This window comes from Bradyrhizobium sp. CCBAU 53415, assembly GCF_028128735.1.
Lineage (GTDB): Bacteria > Pseudomonadota > Alphaproteobacteria > Rhizobiales > Xanthobacteraceae > Bradyrhizobium.
Genome location: NZ_LBJF01000001.1, coordinates 534419 through 550144 on the forward strand (window position 1 = coordinate 534419; position 15726 = coordinate 550144).

18 protein-coding genes are annotated in these 15726 nt (G+C 64.5%); 12 read left to right on the forward strand and 6 right to left on the reverse strand.

What is annotated here, in order from left to right:
* Positions 1-12: 12 nt before the first annotated feature.
* Positions 13-240, reverse strand: coding sequence for a hypothetical protein (locus XH87_RS02440; protein WP_035710864.1), 228 nt, complete (start codon positions 238-240; stop codon positions 13-15).
* A gap of 142 nt (positions 241-382) precedes the next feature.
* On the opposite strand from XH87_RS02440, the gene XH87_RS02445 reads away from it, so the two are divergent.
* The 4 genes from XH87_RS02445 (at position 383) to XH87_RS02460 (ending at position 3898) form a co-directional block, all read left to right on the forward strand.
* Complete coding sequence (locus XH87_RS02445; protein ID WP_035710868.1) at positions 383-757, forward strand: PRC-barrel domain-containing protein; 375 nt, start codon at positions 383-385, stop codon at positions 755-757.
* A gap of 25 nt (positions 758-782) precedes the next feature.
* Complete coding sequence (locus XH87_RS02450) at positions 783-941, forward strand: hypothetical protein (protein ID WP_193374154.1); 159 nt, start codon at positions 783-785, stop codon at positions 939-941.
* A 186-nt stretch (positions 942-1127) separates the two neighbouring features.
* The gene (locus XH87_RS02455) at positions 1128-2282 is read left to right on the forward strand and encodes an HlyD family secretion protein (RefSeq protein ID WP_271586037.1); all 1155 of its coding nucleotides are present in this window, start codon (positions 1128-1130) and stop codon (positions 2280-2282) included.
* Positions 2279-3898, forward strand: a complete 1620-nt coding sequence (locus XH87_RS02460) for a DHA2 family efflux MFS transporter permease subunit (RefSeq protein ID WP_035710872.1) — start codon at positions 2279-2281, stop codon at positions 3896-3898. The genes XH87_RS02455 and XH87_RS02460 overlap by 4 nt, the downstream gene beginning before the upstream one ends.
* On the opposite strand, the gene XH87_RS02465 is transcribed toward XH87_RS02460, so the two are convergent.
* Entirely contained in the window at positions 3867-4367 is a 501-nt protein-coding gene (locus tag XH87_RS02465) for a winged helix-turn-helix transcriptional regulator (protein ID WP_271586038.1), read from the reverse strand. The two genes, XH87_RS02460 and XH87_RS02465, sit on opposite strands and share 32 nt — an antisense overlap.
* A 154-nt stretch (positions 4368-4521) precedes the next feature.
* Between XH87_RS02465 and XH87_RS02470 the strand changes: the two genes are divergently transcribed.
* The 5 genes from XH87_RS02470 (at position 4522) to XH87_RS02490 (ending at position 9570) form a co-directional block, all read left to right on the forward strand.
* Positions 4522-5259: an SDR family oxidoreductase gene (locus XH87_RS02470; protein ID WP_271586039.1), complete on the forward strand. Its 738-nt coding sequence runs from the start codon at positions 4522-4524 to the stop codon at positions 5257-5259.
* Between the two features lie 64 nt (positions 5260-5323).
* Positions 5324-6325: an NAD(P)H-dependent flavin oxidoreductase gene (locus tag XH87_RS02475; protein ID WP_271586040.1), complete on the forward strand. Its 1002-nt coding sequence runs from the start codon at positions 5324-5326 to the stop codon at positions 6323-6325.
* Between the two features lie 109 nt (positions 6326-6434).
* Positions 6435-6854 (forward strand): hypothetical protein, encoded by a 420-nt coding sequence (locus tag XH87_RS02480; RefSeq protein ID WP_271586041.1) that lies wholly within the window; start codon positions 6435-6437, stop codon positions 6852-6854.
* A gap of 115 nt (positions 6855-6969) precedes the next feature.
* A complete protein-coding gene (locus XH87_RS02485) occupies positions 6970-8535 on the forward strand; it encodes an alkaline phosphatase D family protein (RefSeq protein ID WP_271586042.1) in 1566 nt (521 codons plus the stop codon).
* 216 nt (positions 8536-8751) lie between these two features.
* Complete coding sequence (locus XH87_RS02490) at positions 8752-9570, forward strand: aldo/keto reductase (RefSeq protein WP_271586043.1); 819 nt, start codon at positions 8752-8754, stop codon at positions 9568-9570.
* Between the two features lie 61 nt (positions 9571-9631).
* Here XH87_RS02490 and XH87_RS02495 read toward each other — a convergent pair whose 3' ends face one another.
* Positions 9632-9862, reverse strand: coding sequence for a hypothetical protein (locus tag XH87_RS02495; RefSeq protein ID WP_035710896.1), 231 nt, complete (start codon positions 9860-9862; stop codon positions 9632-9634).
* A gap of 94 nt (positions 9863-9956) precedes the next feature.
* On the reverse strand, positions 9957-10409 hold the full coding sequence (locus tag XH87_RS02500; RefSeq protein WP_271586044.1) for a hypothetical protein: 453 nt from the start codon (positions 10407-10409) through the stop codon (positions 9957-9959).
* Positions 10410-10568: 159 nt separating this feature from the next.
* Here XH87_RS02500 and XH87_RS02505 point away from each other — a divergent pair, with 159 nt between their 5' ends.
* Positions 10569-10841: a helix-turn-helix domain-containing protein gene (locus tag XH87_RS02505; protein ID WP_271525863.1), complete on the forward strand. Its 273-nt coding sequence runs from the start codon at positions 10569-10571 to the stop codon at positions 10839-10841.
* A gap of 2 nt (positions 10842-10843) precedes the next feature.
* Here the strand turns inward: XH87_RS02505 and XH87_RS02510 are convergent, their stop codons facing one another.
* Both XH87_RS02510 and XH87_RS02515 read right to left on the reverse strand, forming a co-directional pair.
* On the reverse strand, positions 10844-12076 hold the full coding sequence (locus XH87_RS02510; RefSeq protein ID WP_271586045.1) for an aminotransferase-like domain-containing protein: 1233 nt from the start codon (positions 12074-12076) through the stop codon (positions 10844-10846).
* Between the two features lie 52 nt (positions 12077-12128).
* Positions 12129-12656: a DUF3124 domain-containing protein gene (locus XH87_RS02515; protein ID WP_199763011.1), complete on the reverse strand. Its 528-nt coding sequence runs from the start codon at positions 12654-12656 to the stop codon at positions 12129-12131.
* Positions 12657-12723: 67 nt separating this feature from the next.
* Between XH87_RS02515 and XH87_RS02520 the strand changes: the two genes are divergently transcribed.
* On the forward strand, positions 12724-14454 hold the full coding sequence (locus XH87_RS02520; RefSeq protein ID WP_271586046.1) for a cation:proton antiporter: 1731 nt from the start codon (positions 12724-12726) through the stop codon (positions 14452-14454).
* A gap of 167 nt (positions 14455-14621) precedes the next feature.
* Entirely contained in the window at positions 14622-15698 is a 1077-nt protein-coding gene (gene ribB, locus XH87_RS02525; protein WP_271586047.1) for a 3,4-dihydroxy-2-butanone-4-phosphate synthase, read from the forward strand.
* Positions 15699-15726 lie beyond the last annotated feature (28 nt).

Genomic DNA, 15726 nt, shown 5'->3' on the forward strand with positions numbered 1-15726 from the left:
GGGCCGAGGTTCCTAATCCGTCGGGTGGCGTCCGGTGCGCGGATTGATCGGATCAGTGGGCTTGCGGCGCAACCGCTCTGGCAGGAACGGCTCGGCTGGCGAGGCGGACGGTTCGGCGCGCACATCGGCGTGGCGCTGCGCGCGCTCGTGCGGCGTCTGGTTGCTGCTGATCTGATACTTCACATCGACGCCATCGACGGGATCGTTGACGCCATGCTGGATGTCTCGAAAATCGCTCATGGTTCACCTCATTCCCGTTCTTCATGCGAGACGTTGAAAACATCGTCTTCCCCGCGATGTTCCCGTTTGGTCGCGGGGGCCTTCTGGAACGAACGCCCGTTCACGCAAGTTGATCCGCGCATCGGCTGATTGGAGAATTGATATGCTGAATCAAGGTGAACTGGATCGAACCGAGACGGGCCGGCTGATCGGCAGCGACAAGGTCGAGGGAACATCGGTCTATGGCGCCGATCGCAGCCGGATCGGTTCGATCGAACGCGTGATGATCGACAAGGTCAGCGGCAAGGTGTCCTACGCCGTGCTCGGCTTCGGAGGCTTCCTCGGTCTCGGCAACGACCACTATCCGTTGCCGTGGCAGTCGCTGAAATACGATACCGATCTCGGCGGCTACGTCACCGGCATCACCGCCAAGGCGCTGGAAGGCGCGCCGAAATACGGCGAACGCAGCGACTGGAACTGGGACGATGATGCCGCGATGCGCGGCGTCAATGCCTATTACGGCGTTCCCTTCGCCTGAGGCGCTTCGTGGAAAGGAGAACCGGATGAGCAAGGAACGGCCCACCGACGATCCCAGGCATCAGAATGACTGGGGATCGCACGCTCAGACGAACAAGCCCTGGAAGGGCAATCCGGAGAAGGAGCAGAAGCCGCACGAGGCAAAGCCCGACCTCGAAAAGTGGCAAGAGACCAAAACGCACTGAACGGACGGCGAAAAATCGAAATGAGCGCGGCACGAAGGGTGTCGCGCTCTTTTGAACAGTGCATTCGGGAATGACAGCGATGCTCCCGAAGCCGGAACCATGTTCTGACGTTGCAGTTTGGCTCGCGGCGCGTGAACTCGCCTTGACCGCTCCAGCGTCGGTTCAGTGCCGAGAAAGGTGATCGCCGTGGATGCTCAAACCCGGGAGCGCGATCCGTCCGCCGAGCAGCCGCAGAGGGCGAAGGAAGCTCCCAGCGCGTCGCCTGACCAGACCCGCAACGCCCGCGATCCGAAGCCGGCGAAGACACCATCGTTGCGCGAACGGCTTCGCGAGCATTGGCTGCTCGCAACCGTCGGTGCCGTTGCGCTGACCGCAGCCCTCATCGGCGGTCTGCTCTACTGGCTGGAGGTGCGCCACTACGAGTCCACCGACGATGCCTTCGTGGCCGCGCGCAGCTTCTCCGTGGCCTCGAAGGTCGGTGGCTACGTGACGGACATCCCGGTCACCGACAACCAGCACGTCAATGTCGGCGATCTCCTCGCCAAGATCGACGAGCGCGATTATCGCATCGCCGTCGATGAGGCCACGGCCCAAGTCGCGGTCTCGAAGGCCAATATTGACAATGTCGAGGCGCAGATCGTCTCGCAGCAGGAGCAGATCAAGGAGGCCGAGGCGCAGCTCGAACAGGCGCAGGCTCGGCTCCGGTTCTCGCAGGAGGAGTTCAAGCGCGCAGAGGAGTTGGTCGAGAAGGGCGCTGGCACCGTGCAGCGCGAGCAGCAGACCCGGTCCGATCTCCAGGCGCAGCAGGCCAATACCGAGCGCGCCAAGACTGCGGTGATGGCGGCGCAACTCGGCATCAAGACGCTCCAGGCGCAACTCGAAGGGGCCAAGGCCCAGCTCGATCGGTCGCAGGCGCAACTCGACCGAGCCAAACTGAACTTGCAGTACACCAGCGTCGTCGCCGTCCAGTCCGGTCGCGTCGTCAAGCTATCGGGCGCCAAGGGCACCTTCGTCACCGCGGGGCAGAGCCTGATGATGTTCGTGCCCGACGAGGTCTGGGTCGTCGCCAACTACAAGGAGACCCAGCTCAGGGACATGCGGCCCGGCCAGCCGGTGGAGATACGCATCGACGCCTATCCGGGCCTCAGGCTGACCGGCCATGTCGATTCCGTGCAGCCGGGCTCCGGTACCGCGTTTAGCCTGCTGCCGGCCGAGAATGCCACCGGCAATTACGTCAAGGTGGTGCAGCGCGTGCCGGTGAAGATCGTGGTCGACAATTGGCCGGCGGATTTGCCTGTCGGTCCCGGCATGTCGGTCGTGCCCTGGACCAGGGTGCGATGACGGACGCCGTGGAAGGCGGCGCCTCGGCCGGCGGCTGGTCGCCGGAGCGCTCGGCGGCAGGCGGGCACAATCCCTATTTGATTGCCTTCGTCGTTTCGATCGCGACCTTCATGGAGGTGCTCGACACCACCATCGCAAATGTCGCGTTGCGTCACATCGCCGGCAGCCTCGCCGTCGGTATCGACGAAAGCACCTACGTCATCACCAGCTATCTCGTCGCCAACGCCATCGTGCTGTCCATCTCGGGCTGGTTGTCGACCGTGATCGGCCGCAAGCGCTTTTACATGATCTGCGTCGCGACCTTCACCTTCGCCTCGCTGCTCTGCGGGTTTGCATGGAATCTGGAGTCGCTGGTGCTGTTCCGCATCCTTCAGGGGCTCGGCGGTGGCGGCATGGCGACCAGCGAGCAGGCGATCCTTGCGGACTCGTTTCCGCCGCACAAGCGCGGCCAGGCGTTTGCGATCTACGGCGTTGCCGTCGTGGTGGCGCCGGTGATCGGCCCGACGCTTGGTGGCTGGATCACCGACACCTACACCTGGCACTGGGTGTTTCTGATCAACGTGCCGATGGGGCTGCTCTCGCTGTTCCTTGTCGGCACGCTGGTCAAGGAACCGTCGGGAGCGGAAGAGGAAAGGGAGAGGCTGCTGAGCAAGGGGCTTCGGGTCGACTATATCGGCTTCATGCTCGTCGCGATCGGTCTCGGCTCGCTCGAATTCGTGCTCGACGAAGGGCAGCGCAACGACTGGTTCGGATCGAACATGATCGTCTTTTTCGCGGTGTTTGCGGCTGCCTCCCTGGTTGCGCTGATCCCGTGGGAGCTGACGCGCGAGGATCCGATCGTCGATTTGCGGCTCCTCGGCGGCCGCCAGTTTGCCGCCTGCTTCATGGTGATGCTTGCCACCGGTGCCGTGCTGATCTCGACCACGCAGCTCCTGCCGCAACTGCTCCAGACCGAGCTGAACTACACGGCGCTGCTGGCAGGTCTCGCGCTATCCCCCGGCGGCATAGCGACCCTTGTGCTGATGCCCGTGGTCGGTCGTCTCGTCAGCACGGTACAGCCGAAATATCTCATCATGTTCGGCGCGGCGATCGTTGCGTTCTCGATGTGGCATCTCACCGGGCTCACCGGCGACATCACTTATGGTTATGCGGCGCTGTCGCGCATCTTCCTGGCGCTCGGTCTGCCGTTCCTGTTCCTGCCCGTCACGACCGCGTCCTATGACGGCGTGCCGCCCGACAAGACCAACCAGGCCTCCGCGCTGATCAACGTCGCCCGCAACATCGGGGGATCGATGGGCGTGGCGCTGGCGCAAACCGTATTGGCGCAGCGCCAGCAATTCCACCAGAGCCGCCTGATCGAGCACGCCGCGCCGTCCGATCTCGGCTACCAGCAGACCATCGACGTCATGACGCGCTATTTCCAGGCGCAAGGCTCGAATGCGAGCGATGCGGCGGCACAGGCAGTTGCCTGGGTCGGCCGCACCGTGCAGCAGCAGGTCGATTTCCTCGCCTATATCGACGTGTTCTGGACGCTCGCCATCATCGCATTACTGATGATCCCGACGGCAGCCGTGCTGCGCCCGATCAAGCTGGGCGCGCCGACGCGGGGGCATTGAGGCCCCTCCCCACGGCTTCCTTCCTTCCCGGTCCCGGATGCACATGCACCTGCCTGGCATGTAGCGGCTCGCCGCATTCCGAGCACACCATCACGGGATCGAACAGCTTGCCGCAAATCTTGTGCTCGTGCAGCAGCGGGCGGCCGCGCTCGTCCCCCATGTGGGTGTCGCCCCAATGCACCATTGCCATGATGATCGGATAGAGGTCGAGCCCCTTCTGCGTGAGGATATATTCGTAGCGTTTGGGCGCCTCGGAGTAGGGCACGCGGCGCAGGATGCCGAAGCGGACCAGCTTCTTCAGCCGCTCCGAGAGCAGGTGCCGCGTGATCTGGAGCGACGACTGGAATGCCTCGAACCGGCGCACGCGCAGGAAGCAGTCGCGCAGGATCAGCAGTGTCCAGCGATCGCCCACCACCGCGACCGTGCGGGAGAGTGAGCAGGTCTCCTCGTCCAGCGTCTCCCATTTCATGATCCGGTCTCCGGCTCAGTCAGTCAGAAAAAGGAACTGACTTGAACGATCAGGGCAATTTCAGTTTCAGCGTAGCATTCAGGCTGGGTGTTTGACAGTTCTATTTTAGAACTATAGCCTTTCCTCAATCAGGCCATCAGCGGAGGAGGCGACCTTGCCCAAGCGAAATGCGACAGCCGCCGTGATCGGCGCCGGAGATTTCATCGGCTCGGAGATCGCCAGGAAGTTTGCCGCCGAAGGTTTCTCGATCTATGCCGGCCGCCGCAATGGCGACAAGCTCGCGCCGCTGGTGCAAGATATCGAAGCTGCCGGCGGCGACATCCACGCGCGCTCGCTCGATGCGCGCCAGGAGGAAGAAGTGATCTCCTTCCTCAACGACGCCGACAAGCATGCGCCGCTCGAAGTCTGCATCTTCAACGTCGGCGCCAACGTCAATTTCCCGATCCTCGACACCACCGAGCGCGTCTTCCGGAAGGTCTGGGAGATGGCCTGCTATTCCGGCTTTCTCGCGGGCCGCGAAGCGGCGCGGCTGATGCTGCCGCGCGGCGGCGGCAACATCTTCTTCACGGGTGCGACGGCAAGCTTGCGCGGCGGCAGCGGCTTTGCCGCCTTTGCCAGCGCCAAGTTCGGCCTGCGCGCCGTGGCGCAGGCGATGGCGCGCGAGCTCGGGCCGAAGAACATCCACGTCGCCCATCTCATCATCGATTCCGGCGTCGACACCGAATGGGTCCGCCAGCGCCGGCTCGAGGCGCTCGGGCCGAATGCACTCGATAATCCCGACCTCCTGATGCCGCCGTCGTCGGTCGCGAACGCTTACTGGCAGCTTTACCAGCAGCCGAAGAGCGCCTGGACCTTCGAGATGGAGATCCGCCCGTTCGGAGAGAAATGGTGACCGCGGCACGCAGCTGCGGTTAGACTGATTCCAACGCCATGCAAAATTCCGGGAGGAGAACTAAGTGAAGACCGCGATCACCGAACTGTTCGGCATCGAGCACCCGATCATTCAGGGCGGCATGCATTTCGTCGGCTTTGCCGAGCTGGCCGCTGCCGTCTCCAACGCCGGCGGGCTCGGCATCATCACCGGTCTCACGCAGAAGACGCCGGAATTGCTCGCAAAGGAGATCGCGCGCTGCCGCGACATGACCGACAAGCCGTTCGGCGTCAACCTCACCTTCCTGCCGACGTTCTCGGCGCCGCCCTATCCCGAATACATCGCCGCCATCGTCGAAGGCGGCATCAAGGCGGTGGAGACCGCGGGCCGCAGCCCGGAAGCCTACATGCCGGCGCTGAAGGCGGCCGGCATCAAGGTCATCCACAAATGCACCTCGGTGCGTCATTCGCTGAAGGCGGAGCGGATCGGCTGCGACGCCGTCAGCGTCGACGGTTTTGAATGCGGCGGACATCCCGGCGAGGACGACATCCCCAACATGATCCTGCTGCCGCGTGCGGCGGAAGAGTTGAAGATCCCGTTCGTGGCCTCCGGCGGCATGGCCGACGGACGCAGCCTGGTCGCGGCGCTGTCGCTGGGCGCGGCGGGCATGAACATGGGCACGCGCTTCATCGCCACCAAGGAAGCGCCGGTGCATCAGAACGTGAAGAACGCGCTCGTCGCGGCGACCGAGCTCGACACCCGCCTGATCATGCGGAGCCTGCGCAACACCGAGCGCGTCCTGAAGAACGCCAATGTCGATCGTCTGCTCGAGATCGAGCGCGAGAAGGGCGACAAGCTCACGATCGACGACATCCACGACCAGGTCGCGGGCGTCTATCCCAGGATCATGCTCGATGGGCAGATGGACGCCGGTGCCTGGAGCTGCGGCATGGTCGCAGGCCTGATCCACGACATCCCATCCTGCAAGGAACTCATTGATCGCATCATGGGCGAGGCGGAGACCATCATTCGCAGCCGCCTGATGGGGTTCCTGGACGGGACCGCGGCGACGCGGAAGGTCGCCTGACACCGTCAAACTTCTTAACCACGGCGGCATTTGACCGCTGGAATTGCGCGTGACGCCTCCTAAATAGGGGTAAATTACCCCTTTGCTAAATCGATTTCAGGAGGCGTCCGTGGTCCTGAAAAGCGTTCCCTTCGCAATTGGTCTTGCCCTCGTCGTCGCAGGGGGCGGCATTGCGCGCGCCGATGACTACAAGCCTGACGAATATCTGGGCCTCGATCTCTCCAAGGCCGTGCTGTCGCCGAAGCGGCTCGGTCCGGAGACGCAGTTCGCGCCGGTTGCACTCGAAGCGCGCGGCGGCAACGAGGCGCAGGCTCGCGTTGCGCCCATCGACGTGCCGAAGAAGGTTGCCGCCGAACGCGTCCGTGTGTCCGAGCCGAAGACCACGCACGCCAGGAGCGCGCAGGCGCGCGGCGCAGCCCGCGCGAAGCTTGCGCGCCGCCACGGCAATCCGCTCGACGCGCAGGCGATGGACACCCGCATCCAGACCTGGCCATGTCGCTCCGGCGGTATCTGCAACTGGAAGCGCTAGTCGAGGCCAAAGTCGTCATCCCCGCGTCGCAAAACCGTAGGCGCCGAGTCAAGAAACCGTAAGCTGGAAGTCAAGGAGCGCAGGCACCTTCCGTCGTGATTCGAAGGTTTCCTGAATGGCATCGCCCCGCGCTGCGCGCGCATGGACCCGGCGGCAGTTCCTGGTCCGCTCCGCCTCCAGCCTCGCCATTGCCTCGCTTGCGACGCCCTCCATCAGCCGCGCCGCTGACCGCCCGCAGATCGCAGGCGGCATCCAGTCCGGCGATGTCTCCGACGGCTCGGCCGTGATCTGGGCGCGCGCCGACCGGCCCGCGCGGATGCAGGTGGAATACTCGACCGTCGAGAGCTTCAGGACGATCATCGCGTCAGCCTGCGGCGATGCGCTGCCCGACGCCGATCTCACCTCAAAACTGCTGCTGAACGATTTGCCTCCCGGGCAGGACATCTTTTACCGGGTGCGCTTCGACGACATTGCCGCCGGTGCCGCCGGCGAAAGCCGCATCGGCCATTTCCGCACCGCTCCGGTCGCGGGCCAGTCGATCTCGTTCCTGTGGTCGGGCGACACCGCGGGGCAGGGCTGGGGCATCGACGTCTCGCGCGGCGGCTATCGCAGCTATCGGACCATGCTCGATGGCCGTCCGGATTTCTTCATCCATTGCGGCGATCACATCTATGCCGACTGCCCGATTCCATCCGAGCTGAAACTGCCGAACGGCGAGACCTGGCGCAATGTCGTGACTGAGGAAAAATCGGAAGTCGCGCACACGCTGGCGCAGTTCCGCGGCAACTACAAATACAACCACCTCGACCAGCACTTCAGCGCCTTCCACGCCGAGGTCCCGATGTTCGCGCAATGGGACGATCACGAGGTCACCAACGACTGGTCACCGGTCGGGAGCCATGACGAGGCCGGTTACGAGGACGACGGCACGCCGCGCCTGGTCGCGCGCGCCCGCCGCGCCTTCTTCGATTTCATGCCGATCCGCGACGTCGGCGCGCGCAAAGGACGCGTCTATCGCAAGATCGCCTACGGCCCGCTGCTGGACGTCTTCATGATCGACATGCGCAGCTACCGCGATGAAACCTGGAACAAGGGTGATGATCGCCGCGGCTGGATCCTGGGCGCCGAGCAGCTCGCCTGGCTGAAGCGGGAGCTCGCCGCCTCCCGCGCGACCTGGAAGGTGATCGCGGCCGATCTGCCGATCGGCCTGATCAGCCTGGATGCCGTCGCACTCGGCGACGGGCCGCCTGACCGGCGCGAGCACGAAATCGCCGATCTGCTCGCTTCCATCAAGCGCGCCGGCATCCGCAACATCGTCTGGCTCACTGCCGACATGCACTACACCGCCGCGCACTACTACGATCCGAGCAAGGCGCAATTCCAGGATTTCGAGCCGTTCTGGGAGTTCGTCTCCGGCCCGCTGCATGCGGGCAGCTGGGGAGCCGGCGAGCTCGACGACACGTTCGGCCCGGTCGCGATGTACCAGCGTGGCTGCAGCGCAGCGCAGGGCGAGAATCTGGCGCCGTGCTTCGGCTTGCAATTCTTCGGCAGGGTCGACATCGATGGTGCAACCGGCGTGATGAGGGTGACCCTGAAAGACGTCGACAATCGCGACCTCTGGTCGGTCGACATCGTGCCGCAGCCACAGGCACGACCGGCTATGGTGGCGCAGCATTCGTGACCGGCGGCTCGCTCTTTCGGCTCTCCCGCGTGCGGAAGAGGGCACCCCTGTCTGTGGCGACAATCGACCCAATCGCTCTTGACCCGATCTTGATTGGCCGCCTCGCGCCTCCCGCGCTAGAGTCAGGGCTCCCGCCACTTCTTTTCCATCACCGAAATATCCGTCGCGCGGCCTCGTCGCGTGTCTGGTGGGGTGAGTTACGTCAGGAGCTGTTTCATGGACCATCTGAAAACACAGGGCATCAGCCTGCCCAAGCTCGGCCTCGGTACCTTCCGCATGCAGGGCGATGCCTGCCGTGCTGCGGTCGAGAGCGCGCTGTCGATCGGCTATCGCCACATCGATACTGCCGAGATGTATGCCAATGAGGAGCCGATCGGCTCGGCCATCGCCTCGTCCCGGGTGCCGCGCGGCCAGCTGCACGTCACCACAAAAGTCTGGCACGAGAACCTCGCCCCCGACGCGATCCGGCGTGCCTTCGATGCCAGCCTGAAGAAGCTCAGGCTCGACCATGTCGATCTCTATCTCGTGCACTGGCCGTCGAAGTCCGCCAACTGGGGTGCGGTGTTCGAGACCCTGATGAGGCTCAAGGAGGAGGGGCGCACGCGCGCCATCGGTGTTGCCAATTTCACCACGGCGCTGCTCAAGGTCGCGGTCGAGGACATCAAGGCGCCGATTGCCTGCAACCAGGTCGAATATCACGCCATGCTCGATCAATCGAAGGTGCTGGCCTATCTCCGGGCCAGGTCGATCCCGCTCGTCGCCTATTGTCCGCTGGCGCAGGGGCGCATCGCCTCGGATCCGGTGCTGGCCGAGATCGGCGCGAGGCACGACGCAACCGCCGCGCAGGTCGCGCTGAAATGGCTGCTCGACCAGGACGGCGTCGCCGCGATCCCGAAGGCCTCGCGCCGCGAGAGCCAAAAGGCCAATCTCGACGCGCTGAAGATCGCGCTCGACGATGCCGACCGCAAGAAGATCGCCGTGCTGGCGAAGGACACGCGCTGCGTCAATCCTGCCTTTGCGCCGGCGTGGGATTAGCTCGATCGCTCAGGCAATGGAAATGGCCCCGTGAGGGGCCATTTCCGAGTTGCGTTGCGCATTAGTCCCAGTGGTGGTGGCGGTGGCTGCGCTTGATCACGACGACCCTGTCGCCACGATGGTGCCAGCCGCGATGCCAGCCGCGATCATGATGCATGTGGTATTCCGCGCGGGCGCCGTACGGGCCGTGATGATGACCGCGCTTGATCACCACCGTCTCTGCGCTTGCCAGCGTCGGCGCTGCGATCACGAGCGCACCGAGAGCTGCAGCCACATAACCAAGCTTCTTCATATGTCCTCCTCCAATCGAATGCACATCTAAACCGCAGATTTACGCGAACGTTCCGGAGGAACTGCGGGAGATTTCTGAATGGCTGTTCAGGTCGTCAATCGCAGCGTTGCTGCACTGGGGTCGGCGCGCCTGTCGCGACGTATTTGCCGTCCCTGATCGTGTACTCGCCGCGCTCGCTGCGGTTGTAGATCGCGCGCAGGCTGCCGTCCTTCTGCAAGAGCAGTCCAAACTCGCGCGTCTGACGCAGCGAGGGGAAGAACACCATCACGTTGAGCAGGCCCTCGGCATTGACCGTGGCCGACACCACCTCGTTCTCGTCTTTGGCCTCGCCGAAATTGCGGCGGTACATCACCCGGCCGTCTTTCCTGATTTCGTAAGTCAAGAGCGCACCCTTGTCTCGGTCGGGACGAGCCTTGCAGTCGACCGCCCATGAGCCGAGCAAGCCCCATTGCTCGACGGTGGCGGCCAGCGTCTCGGCACCGGCGATGGAGGTGAACGCAACCCACAGCACCGCAGCCGCGATCCAGCGGCTCCAACAACGCATCATGTCCCGCAAAACCCCGCCTCGAAGGATTTTAAAGCATAGCATCACGCTCGCGGCCGTTCCACGGCAGCCGCCGATCGCTCGCGAATTTGATCCGCGTCAATGAGGCAGGGCGTTTCGAGCGTAGAATGGCATTTCCCGAAGGCGAACGTGGATAGACCAATGCTGAATCAAGTCATGGATTTTGCGGGCGAAGTGCTGCCGGGGAGCTGTGCCGTACCGCCTTATTCCGAGGCGGCGTTTCTGACCGAGCTGGGCGATCGCTTGCGGTCCTCGCGCATACGCTGCGACCTCTCGCGCCGCGAGCTGGCGCGCCGCTCCGGGATCTCCGAGCGCTATATCGCCCAGATCGAGGCCGGCAAGGGCAACGTCTCGATCGTCCTGTTGCTGCGGCTCGCCTCCGCGATCCACGGCAGTCAGCCACAGGCGGCCTGATATCAGGCCCGCCTCTCCACATTGGCGCTGCGGGCCGGCGCCCCGAATTCCTTGCGGCAGACCTCGGCCAGCACGGCGACGCCCTCGCGGATCTGCTGATGCGTGGGGCTTGCAAAGCACAGCCGCAGCCGCGAGACGGTGTGGGCCTTGTCGGTCGACCATTCCGGTCCCGGGTTGATCGAGACGCCGGCGGCGAGCGCGGCCTGATACAGTCGCAGCGTATCGACCTGGTCGGGCAGCTTCACCCAGAGGAAGATGCCCCCCTTGGGTTCCTCGAATTCGGCTGCGGTCCCGAACTGCTCGTTCAGCGCCTCCATCAGCGTGTCGAGCTTGGTGCGCAGCGCCTTCGTCAGGGCCGGCACATGGGTCGAAAAATGCGGCTTGCAATAGGTGGCGAGCACCATCTGCTCGAGCGCGCCGGAGCCCGCATCGGTCTTCAACGCCAGCATTCGCGACATCACCTCCCAGGGCGCCGCGATGAAGCCGACGCGCAGCGCCGGCGCGATCGACTTCGAGAACGATCCGATGTGGATCACGCCGCCGTTCCGGCTCATGGCGTAGATGGCCGGCGGCCGCTGTCCCGACCAGACGAGGTCGGCATAGCAATCGTCCTCGAAGATGGGCACGCCGTATTCGGCCGACAGCCGCAGCAGCTCGGCGCGCCGGGTCTCCGGCATGATGCTGCCGGTCGGGTTCTGCACGGTCGGAATAGTGTAGATGTATTTCGGGCGAATGCCGCGGCTCTTCAGGTCGGCCAGCGTCGTCGCCAGCACGTCCATGCGCATGCCCTCCTTGTCGAGGGGAATGCCGACGACGTTGACGCCGAGCCGCGCCAGGCGGTTCAACGAGCCCTGGTAGCTCTCCTGCTCGAAAATCACGGTGTCGCCCCGCGCCAGCAGCGTGGCGTTGACGAGATCAAGCGCCTGGAGCGAGCCCGAGACGATCAGCAGATCGTCCACCGTGCAGCTGATGCCGGCATCGCGCTTGAGTTTCGTCACCAGGAATTCGCGCAACGGCAGGTAGCCCTGGGGACCATGCGCCAGCCCGTAAGTGGCAAGCGAACGGCCCTCGCGTTGCAGGACGAGGTTGGTCGCCTCGATCAGGCCGTCGAGCGGCAGTTGCTCGGGATCGTTGTTGCCGCCGACGAAGCTGTATCTGGCAAGACCCGTCCAGCGCGCAGAAGGGGCCGGCAACCCTGCGGGAAACAGGGGCGCGAAATCGAAGCTGGGCGTCATGGGAGCGTTCCTCGTTTTGTTCTTGTTGAGCGGCAGCTTGACACCGGCCGCCTTACTTCCTGCCGGCCGTCCTGGTCGGACGGCCCTGGCTGATGAAAGCGTAATGCGCGTTGGCGATGCCGCCAACCATGAGGGCCTCGACCACCGGCTCGGCGATCTCGCCCGTGGCGGCCCAGTCGACCAGGAAGTTGGCCCCCGTCCCGCCGCGCACGTCATCGGTCGGAACGAAGATCGAGACGGTGGCGAGCGGCTTCAACGCGAGCGGCGCCTTCAGATAGCTCTCAACCTGCTTGCCTGCGGTGTCGAAATAGGCGATGCGTTTGACGACCAGCGGCTGGGTCTCGGAGGCGTTGTGCACGCTCAAGGTCACCGAGAAGTCGACGCGCAGCTTGCCCTGGCTCATCGCGACGCTGGAATAGGCGGGCACGTAGAACCCGCCGGAAACGGCGAGATCCTCCTTCGGCAGCACGGTGAGCGAATCGGCAAAGTTTTGTTCGATATTGACCTTGGATTGCGCGGTGAGCGAATCGGCAAAGGCGAGGGGACCCAGCAGCATGGCTGCGACGAGCCCTCTCCGCATGTGACGAATTGCTCGCTTGCCGCACCGCAACCCGCCTCTAGGGTGCGGCAAAACGGACCAATTTGGCATGCACGAGCTCATTCGAGACATCACTCTCTGTATTCTGTTTGCGTGGATGCTGGGCCTGCTCGCCCATTTCTCCCGGCAACCGCTGATCCTGGCCTACCTTATCGCCGGCTTTTGCATAGGTCCATTCGGCGCCGGTTGGGTCAAGTCGGAGGAATCGATCCGCGTCATCTCCGAACTCGGCCTGATCTTCATGCTCTTCATGATCGGGCTCGAGATCGACCTCAAGAAGATCGTGCGGGCGGGCAAGGTGATCCTGTTCGCGGCGGGCGGTCAGCTGCTCGGCGGCTGCCTGCTCGGCGTCCTGTTTTTCGTCGGCATCGGTCTGTCGCTCGGCGGCGGGCATTTCGATGCGATCTATCTCTCCGTCGCCTGCGCGCTGTCGAGCACCGTCATCATCGTCAAGGTGCTCTATGAGAAGCGCGAGCTCGACACGCTGCCGGGCCGCATCACCCTCGGCGTGCTGGTGCTCCAGGACATCTTCGCGATCCTGTTCCTGGCCGTGCAGCCGAGCCTTGCCAACCTGCAAGCCAGCGTCATCCTGCTCTCGATCGGCCGCGTCGCCGTACTGGTCGCGGCCGCGCTTCTCGTCAGCCGCTACGTGTTGCCGCGCCTGTTCCATCAGATTGCCCGGCGGCCCGAGTTGATCCTGCTCGGCGCGCTGGCCTGGTGCTTCCTTGTCGCCGAGACCGCCGAGCGGCTCTCGCTGTCGCGCGAAATGGGCGCGCTGATTGCCGGCGTCTCGCTCTCGACCTTCCCTTACGCGCTCGACGTCACCGCCAAGGTCACCACGCTTCGCGACTTCTTCATCACGCTGTTCTTCGTCGCGCTCGGCATGACCATCCCCGTGCCCGGCCTCTCGGTGATTGGCCTTGCCTTGATGATCGCGGCGTTCACGGTGGTGAGCCGCCTCGTCACCACCTTCACCCCGCTCTACATGATGAAGCAGGGCTTGCGCGCCAGCCTGTTGCCGGCCCTCAACCTCGCGCAGATCTCCGAGTTCTCGCTGGTTGTGATCCAGACCGGTGTCGCCGAACATCATATCGCCGCGGAGACAGCGAATGCCGCCTCCTTCGCCTTCGTGGTGCTGGCGGTGCTCTCGACCTTCGTGATGACCCGCAGCGACGAGATCACCCGCTGGGCGATCGGCCCCTTGAAGCGGATCGGCCTGCGCGACCTCGACCATGGCAACGGTCATGCCGAGGAGGGGCACGAGGGCGGCCATGGCGAAGCCCGCCGCATCGTCATCCTCGGCTTTTTCCGTGCGGCGAGCGCGCTTCTAGCCGAGATCGAACGGCAGACGCCGGTGCTGCTCGAGCAGATCACCGTGGTCGATTTCAACCCCAATGTGTACCAGACCCTGCTTTCACGCGGCCTGCACGTGATCTATGGCGACATCAGCAATGTCGATACGCTGCTCCATGCCGGCATCGGCAAATCCGAGATGATCATCCTCAGCGTGCCGGATTCGCTGCTGAAGGGCGCCACCAACGAGAAGCTGGTCCGCCATGTCCGCGCGCTCAATCCGACCGCCCTGATCGTCGCCACGGCCGACCTCTTGGCCGACGTCGGCGCCCTCTATGAGGCCGGCGCCAGCTACGTCACCGTGACCCGGGTCAGTGATGCCCATGAGCTGTTCACGGTGATCGAGGCGGCCCAGGCCGGGCTTCTGGCCGACAAGCGCGCCGAGCTCGATCAGCGGCTCGGCGAGCGCCGCGAAGTGTTGCCCTGAGGGCGGCCGGCCTTCCTGCCCGGCCGTCTGCACCTATATCCCTGGTATCTTCGGTGCAAGCTTGGCTCCGATGGCGCGTAGCCCGGAATATGCGCTTGCGTCCAGGGCACTAGCGCCGCGGCCGAAGTCCGGCTAAGCCACCCGGCATAACCGATAGAGATTGGGACATGCCCGATAGCGTTCAGGAAGTCTTGCAGGCCTTTGCCCAGGGTGAGCTCGTGGTCGTCACCGACGACGAGGACCGTGAGGGCGAGGGCGATCTGATTGTCGCCGCCTCGCTTTGCACCGCCGAGAAGATGGCTTTCATCATCCGCCATACCTCCGGCATCGTCTGCGCGCCCGTGACCACCGAGGACGCCCGCCGCCTGCGGCTCGATCCGATGGTCGCCCACAACGATTCCGCGCACACCACTGCGTTCACGGTCTCGATCGATTACAAGCCCGATGGCGGGACCGGCATCTCCGCCGAGGAGCGCGCCTCGTGCTGCCGCGCGCTCGCCAATCCCAATGTCGGCGCCAACGACTTCGCCCGGCCCGGCCACATCTTCCCGCTGATCGCCAAGGACGGCGGCGTGCTCCTGCGCTCGGGCCACACCGAGGCCGCCGTCGACCTCTGCAAGCTCTCCGGCCTGCCGCCGGTCGGCGTCATCAGCGAGCTGATGAATGACGACGGCAGCGTGATGAAGGGCGAGCAGGTCGCCCGCTTCGCCGCCCGGCACAAGCTCAAGCACGTCACCATCGCGGATATGATCGCTTACCGCCAGGCGCGCGAAAAACTGATCGAGCGGGTCTCGACCTTCGTCACCGAAAGCCCGATCGGTCCCCTGCAGGGCTATGCCTACCGCTCGCCGTTCGATTCCATTGCTCATGTCGCTTTCGTCTACAACGGCGTCGGCGACGGCAAGAACGTGCTGACGCGCTTCCACAAGCCGAACATCGTCAAGGACACCTTCACCGGCCACAAGCGCATGGCGGCCGTGCTCGAGCATTTCAGGAAATCGGGCCGTGGCGTGCTGGTTTACCTGCGCGATGGCGCGGCCGGTGTGCCCGTGGCGCCGCTGCCGGACGAGTCGTCGACGGAGGCCGACCGCAACCGCCAATGGCGCGAGGTTGGCGTCGGCGCGCAGATCCTGCGCGACCTCGGCGTCACCTCGATCCGGCATCTCACCTCCTCGGTGCACGACTACAAGGGTCTGTCGGGCTTCGGCATCGAGATCGTCGCCAACGAGCAGCTCGAGAGTTGACGCGCAGTGTCATTCCGGGATGGCGCCG